Genomic DNA, 10,961 nt, shown 5'->3' with positions numbered 1-10,961 from the left:
TAATTTAGGGAAAGTCATTTAATTTATTCCATTTGAGTCAACCGGCAGACTCTCCCGTATTTTTGCGATTGCACTCATCGTTATTTCTATATCATCGGCTCCGTTTTAGAGCCGATTTTTCATTTTCAATCACGTTTGGAGCCACCACCTCCGTAAAGTTGGGTTCCACGGGTGGAACTTTAGGCTGCAAGATTCCTTTGCTCTGCTTCTCTCTTTGCGAGGCTGACAACATTTGCCGTGTGGATGCCAAAGAAAATCAGTAAGATCTCTGTGGATTTTATCCTTGCGGCTACCTTTCGTAGTCCGTAATGCTCCTTCTGAGTTCCGAATGAACCTTCCATTGCTGTAGCCCGCACTCTTGCCAACTCCCTCTTTGTCGCATTCTTAACTTCATTCTTTCCCGTTCTGCCTTTCCGGGTGAATGAGGTTTCTATCTTGTTCTCCTTACAGAAAGTCCTATTGACATTGCCAGAGTATCCCTGATCACCACCTATCTTTGTCACTTGCTCACCGGTAAGCTTCCGTGCCAAGGATACACAATGCTTCAGTCTGGTACCCTCATTAAACGCATTAAAAGAGAGTTTCTCAATGAACGATATTCCATCAATCAATATATTGTTGCACTTCGCTCCAAACTCTACAGTCTTGGTCTCCTTGCCTCTGACTATCGGTCTCACATAAGGCTTGCTGAGGCTTACTATTCGATTCGGTATGCTCTCGCGGGAGTCGCCACTCCTAAAGTGCTTCTTCTGCTGTCGATATACCATCGTAATCCTCTCAAGTATATCCAACTGCTTGTCATTCAAGAGTTCATTACCCGGATGAATACGCATCTGTCTGCGGATCTCACCGAGTATCTTGCCCAGCAAGGAAAGCAGTCTCATTATCATCTTCCTAGTCTGCTTGTAAGTGTGCTTGCGCTGCTTCCTATAAGCCAGGTTCGCTTTCTCAATGTCATTGTATTTCGTTCTCTTCCTGTGCTCGCCAAGTCTGGTACTGATACAACACATCATCTTATATGCTCTCTCGACACATTCCCAAAGCAACTTCACATCGGTCGGGAAACGCATCAGGCTTTCATAGCAGCTCGCATCTGTGTAGACTGTATCAAGATTCTTCATGTATGGCTTCCAAGCATCTGCAAGTATCTTCTGCTGCTCCTGTATCTTCAACTTCTTGGACAGTTCCAACAATATGCTGTCAATTAATTTGTAGTTTGTCAACCGGCTCTCAGGACTAATACGAATTCCGCAGAAAATCTGATAATGAATGTTTCCATTCAGAGCATCCATTAACTTCGGAGCCGACAACCCGGTATACATCTTCAAGAACGCTAACGCCACCTTACCCTCAGGAGTAAAGAAACACTTTCTTCCTCTCTTAACTCTTATACTCTTCGGAGCCGCATCTATCAAACCAAACGATAGTGCCATCTCTCCAAGAGGAAGATGTGACTTGATGCGGCCAAGTTCACTGGATTTGAAAGTTTCTTCATATCGACGATAAAAATCAAACTCAGTAAATGCAATCTCTTGCTGTATATCAGATAAATTTTGTACTTTTGCCATGAGGTTTTCAACTTCATTTCCCCCGAATTTGACCTTTACCAGAGGTTCGGGGGATTTTTTATTTTCTGATACTAAGATACCAAATATTTATCAATCTGACAATCAATTGGTTGTATTTTAAACTCTTTTGTGCGACTATCCCTAATTTACCGAAATTCTGTTTAATGCTTATTCCTTTGATTGATACACCCGCTGGATTACCTCATTGTCTTGCTACTCAATCGCCCGATAACGTAATTTTGTTATTGAATAAAGAGATTTGCTTATAAAATGTTTGTTCGATGTGCAAAAATGTGATGTGTTATTTGGAAATAAAGAATTTATCCATACCTTTGCGTTGTCTTATCCAATTAATGGCAAGCATATGAATCAAATGTTTATACATATTTTGTTGAGCGGTATTATTATTCTACTATCGAGGGTTAGTGGAAGTGGGTGCTGTGCATAAATATGTATAATTAAAGGATAAACGAAAACCTTTCTCACTTCCCGGTGTGAAAGGTTTTTTTGTTTATAGGAATCTTTGAGAAAAAATAATGATATGGATAATAGGTTGTTTATTTTTGATACGACGCTTCGGGATGGCGAACAAGTACCCGGATGCCAGTTGAACACAGTGGAAAAGATTCAGGTGGCAAAGGCTTTGGAGGCTTTGGGAGTGGATGTGATTGAAGCCGGCTTTCCTGTTTCAAGTCCCGGCGATTTTAATTCCGTGATAGAGATTTCGAAAGCGGTGACTTGGCCTACTGTCTGCGCTTTGACACGTGCCGTACAGAAAGACATCGACGTGGCGGTGGAAGCGCTGCGTTTTGCCAAGCGTAAACGTATCCATACCGGTATCGGAACTTCCGATTCGCATATTAAGTATAAGTTCGGTTCGAATCGGGAGGAGATCATCGAACGGGCGGTTGCTGCCGTGAAGTATGCACGCCGTTTTGCAGAGGATGTAGAGTTTTATGCCGAAGATGCCGGACGTACCGATAACGAATATCTGGCGCGCGTCATCGAAGCGGTGATTAAAGCGGGCGCTACGGTGGTAAACATTCCGGATACTACCGGATACTGCCTTCCTGCGGAATACGGGGCTAAGATAAAATACCTGGTCGATCATGTGGAAGGTATCGACAATGCCGTTATTTCAACCCACTGCCATAACGATTTGGGAATGGCTACGGCAAATACGGTAGCCGGTATATTGAACGGAGCGCGGCAGGTGGAGGTAACAATCAATGGTATCGGCGAACGTGCGGGAAATACCGCGCTCGAGGAAATAGCGATGATCATGAAGAGTCATCATGAAATAGATATCCGGACGAATATCAATACCCGCAAGATATATTCCACCAGCCGTATGGTTTCCAGTTTGATGAATATGCCTGTACAGCCCAACAAGGCGATTGTGGGGCGGAATGCTTTCGCTCACTCTTCGGGCATCCATCAAGACGGTGTGCTGAAGAACGCGCATACGTATGAGATTATCGATCCCCGTGAAGTAGGAGTCGATGATAATTCAATCGTTCTTACTGCCCGCAGCGGACGGGCGGCACTAAAAAACCGCCTTTCTGTTTTAGGAGTGCAACTCGAGCAGGAGAAACTGGATCAGGTGTACGAAGAATTCTTGAAGCTGGCGGATAAAAAGAAAGACGTCAACGATGATGATATCCTGGTATTGGCAGGAGCCGACCGGACACAGAACCATCGGATTAAGCTAGACTATCTGCAAGTGACGAGCGGAGTAGGTGTTCGTTCGGTAGCGAGCCTGGGATTGAACATTTCGGGTGAGAAGTTTGAAGCCTGTGCTACGGGCAATGGGCCGGTAGATGCTGCCATCAAGGCCTTGAAGAAGATTGTGGACCGTAACATGACGCTGAAGGAATTTACCATTCAGGCCATCAGCAAAGGAAGTGACGACATGGGGAAAGTGCACATGCAGGTAGAGTACGACAAACAGATGTATTACGGATTCGGAGCCAACACCGATATCATAGCGGCTTCCGTCGAGGCTTATATAGATTGTATCAATAAATTTAAAATATAGATTCATGAATACGTTATTTGACAAAATATGGGATGCGCACGTGGTGGCTACGGTCGAGAACGGTCCTACGCAACTTTATATCGATCGGTTGTATTGCCACGAAGTGACCAGCCCGCAGGCGTTTGCAGGGCTTCGTGCAAGGGGGCTGAAAGTGCTGCGTCCCGAAAAAGTGTTCTGCATGCCCGACCATAACACTCCGACACACGATCAGGACAAGCCGATTGAAGACCCGGTTTCGAGGACTCAGGTGGATACGCTGAAGCAAAATGCCGAAGAATTCGGGTTGACTCATTACGGAATGATGCACCCGAAGAACGGAATCATTCACGTGGTGGGTCCGGAGCGTGCTTTGACTTTGCCGGGCATGACGATCGTTTGCGGAGATTCGCATACGTCCACTCACGGCGCTTTGGGGGCGATCGCTTTCGGCATCGGCACGAGTGAGGTGGAAATGGTTCTGGCTTCCCAATGTATATTGCAGTCTCGCCCGAAAACGATGCGCATCACCATAGACGGTGAATTGGGCAAAGGGGTAACGGCTAAGGATCTTGCTCTCTACATGATGGCGGAAATGTCTACAAGCGGCGCCACCGGTTATTTTGTGGAATATGCAGGTTCGGCTGTCCGGCGGTTGTCGATGGAGGGCAGGCTTACGCTTTGCAATCTCTCCATCGAGATGGGAGCGCGGGGAGGTATGGTGGCCCCCGACGAAGTGACGTTCGAATATTTGAAAGGACGCGAGCATGCTCCTACGGGTGAAGCGTGGCAGAAGGCGCTGGCCTATTGGAAAACATTGAAGAGCGATGACGATGCTGTATTCGATAAAGAAGTTCGTTTCCATGCCGCCGATATAGAGCCGATGATTACCTACGGCACGAACCCGGGAATGGGGATGGGAGTCACGCAACATATCCCGGTTGCGGAAAACATGGATGAAGTGACGCGGGCATCGTTTATGAAATCGCTCGACTATATGGGCTTTTCTCCCGGAGAGCGTTTGTTGGGCAAGAAGATCGATTATGTGTTTCTCGGCGCTTGTACCAACGGGCGCATCGAGGACTTCAGGGCCTTTGCCTCTGTGGTGAAAGGAAGGAAAAAGGCCGATGGCGTGGTTGCCTGGCTGGTTCCCGGTTCGTGGATGGTGGATGCGCAGATCCGTGAAGAAGGAATAGACAAGGTGCTTGCCGAGGCGGGGTTCGTGATTCGACAGCCGGGGTGTTCGGCTTGTCTGGCAATGAATGACGATAAAATCCCTGCCGGAAAGTATGCGGTTTCTACCAGTAACCGTAATTTTGAAGGGCGTCAGGGGCCGGGAAGCCGCACATTGCTGGCCAGTCCGCTGGTGGCTGCGGCAGCGGCGGTAACCGGCGTGATTACCGATCCGAGAGTGTTTATATGATTTTAAATGGCAGTTGAAGATATGAAAACGAAATTCAATATACTGACGAGCACTTGTGTGCCTCTCCCCCTCGAGAATGTGGATACGGATCAAATCATTCCCGCACGCTTTTTGAAAGCGACAACCAGAGAAGGTTTCGGAGAGAATCTGTTTCGTGACTGGCGATACCATCCGGACGGTTCTTTGAACGAAGATTTTGTTTTGAACAACCCGCTTTATGGCGGTCGGATTCTGGTTGCCGGAAAGAACTTCGGTTCGGGTTCGAGCCGTGAGCATGCAGCTTGGGCGATTGCCGATTACGGTTTCCGTGTGGTTGTTTCGAGCTTCTTTGCAGACATCCATAAAAATAACGAGCTGAATAACTTCGTTCTTCCCGTGGTGGTGACCGAAGCCTTCCTGAAAGAACTTTTCGATACCGTTTATGCCGATCCGAAAGCGGAAGTCGAAGTCGATCTTCCCCGGCAGACCATTACGAACAAAGCGACCGGTAAGAGCGAACATTTCGAAATAAATGCGTATAAAAAGCATTGTTTGATGAACGGATTGGACGATATTGATTTTTTATTGAGCAATAAAGACAAAATAGAAGCATGGGAAAAGAAAGTGTCAGAGTAGAAATCATGGACACGACACTCCGCGACGGCGAACAGACGAGCGGGGTTTCTTTCGTGCCTCATGAGAAGTTGATGATTGCCCGCCTGCTGCTGGAAGATCTTAATGTCGACCGGGTGGAAGTGGCGTCGGCACGCGTTTCAGACGGGGAGTTCGAGGCTGTGAAGATGATATGCGACTGGGCGGCCCGGCGCAACCTGCTTCACAAAGTGGAGGTTCTCGGGTTTGTCGACGGAAAAACTTCGGTCGACTGGATACAGCGAACCGGTTGCCGGGTGCTGAATCTGCTCTGCAAGGGTTCGTTGAAACATTGCAGGCAGCAGTTGAAAAAAACTCCCGAAGAGCATATTGAAGATATTCTCGATGTGATTCGTTATGCCGACGAGCAGGACATATCGGTGAATGTGTATCTGGAAGACTGGAGCAACGGCATGAAGGATTCTCCCGAATACGTGTTTCAGCTGATGGACGGCTTGCAGGGAACGAGCGTAAAGCGTTACATGCTGCCCGATACGCTTGGCATACTCAATCCGTTGCAGGTGATTGAATATATGCGGAAGATGAAGAAGCGTTATCCGGAGGTGCATTTCGATTTCCATGCGCACAACGATTACGACCTGGCAGTGAGCAATGTGTTGGCTGCCGTGTTGAGCGGAGTGAAGGGCTTGCATACCACCATCAACGGGTTGGGCGAACGGGCGGGCAACGCTCCTCTCGCCAGCGTACAGGCCATTCTGAAAGATCATTTCAACGCCGTCACCAATATCGACGAGAGCCGGCTGAATGATGTCAGCCGGGTGGTAGAGTCGTACTCCAGCATTGTGATTCCCGCCAACAAACCGATTGTGGGCGAGAATGTGTTTACGCAGGTTGCCGGCGTGCATGCCGACGGCGATAACAAAGACAATTTGTATTGCAACGATCTTCTGCCCGAACGTTTCGGACGGAAACGCGAGTATGCGCTGGGGAAAAACAGCGGCAAGGCGAATATCCGCAAAAACCTTCAGAATCTCGGGCTCGATCTGGACGAGGAATCCATGCGTAAGGTGACGGAACGTATCATCGAACTGGGCGATAAAAAAGAACTTGTCACGCAAGAGGATTTGCCGTACATCGTTTCGGATGTGCTCAAGCACGGAATGATCGGCGATAAGGTGAAATTATTGAGCTACATCGTCAATCTTGCGTATGGACTGAAGCCGATGGCGACACTGCGCATCGAAATCAACGGGAAAGAATATGAAGAGAGTTCGAGCGGCGACGGACAGTATGACGCGTTTGTGCGGGCTTTGCGTAAAATATATAAGGTGACGCTGAAAAGGAAGTTCCCGATGCTGACAAACTATTCCGTGACTATTCCGCCGGGCGGGCGGACGGACGCGTTTGTGCAGACCGTTATCACATGGAGCTACGAAGATCGGGTGTTCCGTACGCGCGGACTGGATGCCGACCAGACGGAAGCGGCTATTAAAGCGACAATCAAAATGCTGAATCTTATTGAAGAATAAAAACAGAGGAACATAAAAACAGAAAAAAGAATATGGAGTTTAAAATAGCTGTATTGGCAGGCGACGGCATCGGGCCGGAAATCTCCGTGCAGGGAGTGAAGGTGATGAGTGCCGTCTGTGAGAGGTTTGGTCACCGGGTGAGTTATGAATATGCGGTTTGCGGGGCGGATGCCATCGATAAAACCGGCGATCCGTTTCCGGAAGAGACGTTTCGTGTTTGTCGGCAGGCAGATGCCGTGCTGTTCTCTGCGGTGGGCGATCCGAAGTACGACAATGACCCTGCGGCGAAGGTGCGTCCCGAACAGGGATTGCTGGCGATGCGCAAGAAACTCGGATTGTTTGCGAACATCCGTCCGGTACAAACCTTCAAATGCCTGTTGCACAAATCTCCTTTGCGTGCCGAGTTGATAGAAAACGCCGACTTCGTTTGTATTCGCGAACTGACGGGAGGCATGTATTTCGGCGAGAAATATCAGGACAACGACAAGGCGTATGACACCAATTATTATACCCGTCCCGAAATCGAACGTATTCTGAAAGTCGGTTTCGAGTATGCGATGAAACGCAGAAAGCATCTGACGGTAGTAGATAAGGCTAATGTCCTGGCTTCCTCCCGCTTGTGGCGTCAGATTGCACAAGAGATGGCACCGTGTTATCCGGAAGTGCTGACCGACTATATGTATGTGGACAATGCAGCCATGCGCATGATTCAGGAGCCTTCTTTCTTTGATGTGATGGTGACGGAGAATACTTTCGGCGATATCCTGACGGATGAAGGTTCGGTCATCAGCGGCTCGATGGGATTGCTTCCTTCTGCTTCCATCGGCGAAGGCACTCCGGTTTTCGAGCCTATTCATGGTTCTTGGCCGCAAGCCAAAGGCCGGAATATCGCGAATCCGTTGGCTCAGATTTTATCGGTGGCGATGCTCTTCGAACATTTCGACTGTAAGGAAGAAGGCGCCCTCATCCGTAGAGCGGTGGACGCATCGCTGGAAGCGAAAGTCCGTACTCCTGAGATACAAGTCGCAGGAGAATCCGGATACGGAACCGATGAAGTGGGGCAGTGGATTGTCAGGTTTATTGAAAGCCGGAAGCGTGGTTGATAATAACCTGCTGCCGGCAGAGATTGTGTTCTGACGCGCTTTTATCAGCAGTCGGGTAGCGGTTGGGTTTCTCCTGCCCTCTTTCTTGTATTTCGCATAACTGTTGAAACGATGTCGCCGCATGTGTTTTCTACCACATCGCTATTGTGCTGTAGGTCACAATGCCGCTGAGAATAATCAGTCCGACATATATAATAAGGTTCGTTTGCCGGGGTTCCCTTTGCGGTAATTCCGGCATTCGTTTATTGATAACTATCCTACGGGCAATGAGATAAAACACCCCTGCTCCCAATATGCCGATCAGCGCGCCTGCCAGCAAATCGCCGGGATAGTGCAATCCTAAATACAAACGTGTGTACGAATTGGTGAAAGCCCAAAGCAGGATAAATATGCTTAACCATTTCCGGCGGAACAGGCAAATCAGGAAAAATGCCAGTCCGAAAGAGTTGGAGGCGTGGCACGATGGAAATCCGAATCCTCCTCCACGTTTTCCGTCGACTATATGTACCAATTCGGCGATCGGACTGCCTTCTCCCGATGGACGCAAGCGTTCCGCCAACGGGCGGATCACACCGTTGCACATCTGATCGGCAAATCCGATGGTAAGCGCAATGGCGGCTATGTAGCAGAGGGCTGTCTTCCAATGAAAGTTCCTGAACAACACATATAATATAGTGACGTACATCGGAATCCATATCAGTTTTCCGGTGAAGGCACTCATGAATTGGTCCCAAAAAGAATTGTGAAATCCGTTGAGAAACAGAAAAACTGCGGTATCGGTCTCAGATAGGTTTTGAATTAATTCATTCATGTGATAATTGTATACGGGTTGTCTATCGTTTGGCGAGGTCGTCGTAAAGTTTTTGCAGGAAAGCCTTTCCCTTTGCCAGATTGGCTCCTTTCGATCGTCCTTGATCCACTTGTACGGAATTTGACTCGCAGTTGAAAACCAGCTGATTCTCCTCTGTCACCATGCCGAAGAGCGAAGGTTCGGTGAAGTATCCGAAGTGCGGAGCATTGGGATTCAGTATGTTTTTGCTGAAAACAAATTCATCGTGCGGCAGTCCTAACTGAGCAAGCAAGGTAGCGGCAATATCTATCTGAGAGGCGTATGTGTCGATTCGCCGCGCTTCTTTTACCGCGCCTCCGATAAAGATAAGGGGAATCCTGTGCCGTTCCAGCGGATCGTCCAAAGGACGGGGATATGCTCCCCAGTGGTCGGGAACAAGTACGATCAATGTATTTTCCCATAAAGGTGTCTTTTCAATTTCTTCGACGAAGCTGCCTACGCAACTGTCTGCATAGGCAAAAGCGTTGAGCGTTTTGTTTTTCAGCCGGTGAAACGGGACCTCGAAAGGTTCGTGGCTGCTCGATGTCTGGATAAACTTCAGGAACGGTTCTTTCTGTTGCTCCTCTTTCAGATCCTTTAGAAATCGCCGGAACAGGGTGTCGTCATGAACTCCCCACTTGCCGGTGCGTTCGGACACAGGAAAATCTTTGTCGCAAACAATCTTCTCGATGCCCGCTGCAATCAGGTAAGAGCGCATGTTGGTAAAGTCCGCGTCTCCTCCGTAATAATACTCCGGATGATAGCCGGCCTGCTTCAGACTGCCCGGAATCGAAGGGAGTTTCTCCGTCTTCTCCGGATATTTCATAATACTTGTGCTCGGCTGTGCGGGGTATCCGCTGATGACAGACACTAAACCGCGGTCGGTACGGAAACTATTCGCATAGAAATTGGTAAAGAGCACCCCCTCCCGTCCGAAACGATCCATATTCACGGCTACATTGGGCGCTCCGCCGAAGGTTTCCATGATATGAGTCGAGAAACTTTCGAGAATGATAAATATTATATTCGGTCGGTTGACGGTAAATAATTGCGGAATGCTGTCCGTGGGAGCGTTCTTTTCTACGAGTCCGGCAAATAAGCGGTCGGCTTCTCCGGCTTCCATAAACCGATACTGCTTGTCGAAGTTGCTTTGATGGGTGACGGAATACATGAAGCTGAAGGCGGGATTGATGGCAGCATGGTTGAGGCGTTGTTCGCGGCTGAAGTAAACTTTGCTCAGATTCATGGTGGATACGCCGAACCCTCCACGGATAGGAATAAAGAGCAACCCGGTGAGCAATAAAAGTGTAAGCGATACTTTCGGACGGTGAAAAGGAGTCCTCAATTTTCTTTGCTTACGGATGAGCATGATATGGAAAATCCCGTAAACAATTGCCGTATAAATTGTTATCGAGAGAATGTCTAATAAAATAAACCAGATGCTGACACTTGCCATGGCGTCTTTCGGAGAAGAGAGAAAGTAGAAAAGAGGAGTCGCGTCGAGACGAAAATCCCAGAAACCGTAAAGTTCTAAATCCACAACAAAGATGCAGCCCATGGTGAATGCCACCAAACCGAAATAAATCCGGCGTATGTGGTGAAGTACCTCCGAATCGGTCCAGGCCGACACGGCCAATAAAATTCCGGGAATCAGCGTCAGGTATCCTGCCACCGATAAGTCAAGAGGTAGCCCATGCCATATGACAGAGAGATAATCGGTTAAAAAATATTCGGAGTAAAGTTCATGGTAATAAACCATGAATATAGGTTTTTGAAGAATAAACAGAAAAACAAATAAAAGATAAGTTATGAGAAATTGAAAGATTCTCTTTTTCATATGCTGTAAGCTTAAAAAGATTGAACGCCTGCAAAGGTACAACATCTTTTCTGTATCTTTGCGCATC

General features: G+C 48.0%; 8 protein-coding genes. 5 read left to right on the top strand and 3 right to left on the bottom strand.

Going from position 1 to position 10,961, the window contains the following annotated elements; all coding sequences use genetic code 11:
- Positions 1–179: 179 nt before the first annotated feature.
- Complete coding sequence (locus tag C234_RS0108850) at positions 180–1,568, bottom strand: transposase (RefSeq protein ID WP_027325467.1); 1,389 nt, start codon at positions 1,566–1,568, stop codon at positions 180–182.
- A gap of 541 nt (positions 1,569–2,109) precedes the next feature.
- On the opposite strand from C234_RS0108850, the gene C234_RS0108845 reads away from it, so the two are divergent.
- From C234_RS0108845 to leuB, 5 genes are read left to right on the top strand one after another with little or no spacing between them, the layout of a single operon-like run.
- The gene (locus C234_RS0108845; protein ID WP_027325466.1) at positions 2,110–3,606 is read left to right on the top strand and encodes a 2-isopropylmalate synthase; all 1,497 of its coding nucleotides are present in this window, start codon (positions 2,110–2,112) and stop codon (positions 3,604–3,606) included.
- 4 nt (positions 3,607–3,610) lie between these two features.
- The gene (gene leuC / locus C234_RS0108840; protein ID WP_027325465.1) at positions 3,611–5,005 is read left to right on the top strand and encodes a 3-isopropylmalate dehydratase large subunit; all 1,395 of its coding nucleotides are present in this window, start codon (positions 3,611–3,613) and stop codon (positions 5,003–5,005) included.
- Between the two features lie 21 nt (positions 5,006–5,026).
- Positions 5,027–5,620 (top strand): 3-isopropylmalate dehydratase small subunit, encoded by a 594-nt coding sequence (leuD, locus tag C234_RS0108835; protein WP_027325464.1) that lies wholly within the window; start codon positions 5,027–5,029, stop codon positions 5,618–5,620.
- Positions 5,596–7,125 carry an alpha-isopropylmalate synthase regulatory domain-containing protein gene (locus tag C234_RS0108830; protein ID WP_027325463.1) on the top strand — a complete coding sequence of 510 codons (1,530 nt, stop codon included), beginning with the start codon at positions 5,596–5,598 and terminating at the stop codon, positions 7,123–7,125. The genes leuD and C234_RS0108830 overlap by 25 nt, the downstream gene beginning before the upstream one ends.
- Positions 7,126–7,157: 32 nt before the next feature.
- Complete coding sequence (gene leuB / locus C234_RS0108825) at positions 7,158–8,228, top strand: 3-isopropylmalate dehydrogenase (protein WP_027325462.1); 1,071 nt, start codon at positions 7,158–7,160, stop codon at positions 8,226–8,228.
- A gap of 130 nt (positions 8,229–8,358) precedes the next feature.
- Here the strand turns inward: leuB and C234_RS0108820 are convergent, their stop codons facing one another.
- Together C234_RS0108820 and C234_RS0108815 are read right to left on the bottom strand one after the other, a co-directional pair.
- Positions 8,359–9,039: a phosphatase PAP2 family protein gene (locus tag C234_RS0108820; RefSeq protein WP_027325461.1), complete on the bottom strand. Its 681-nt coding sequence runs from the start codon at positions 9,037–9,039 to the stop codon at positions 8,359–8,361.
- Positions 9,040–9,061: 22 nt separating this feature from the next.
- Complete coding sequence (locus C234_RS0108815) at positions 9,062–10,894, bottom strand: LTA synthase family protein (RefSeq protein WP_027325460.1); 1,833 nt, start codon at positions 10,892–10,894, stop codon at positions 9,062–9,064.
- Positions 10,895–10,961: the final 67 nt, after the last annotated feature.

This window comes from Bacteroides pyogenes DSM 20611 = JCM 6294 (genome assembly GCF_000428105.1).
Taxonomy (GTDB): domain Bacteria; phylum Bacteroidota; class Bacteroidia; order Bacteroidales; family Bacteroidaceae; genus Bacteroides; species Bacteroides pyogenes.
Note: the sequence above shows the minus strand (reverse complement) of the source record. Positions and strands in the feature narration are given on the sequence as shown.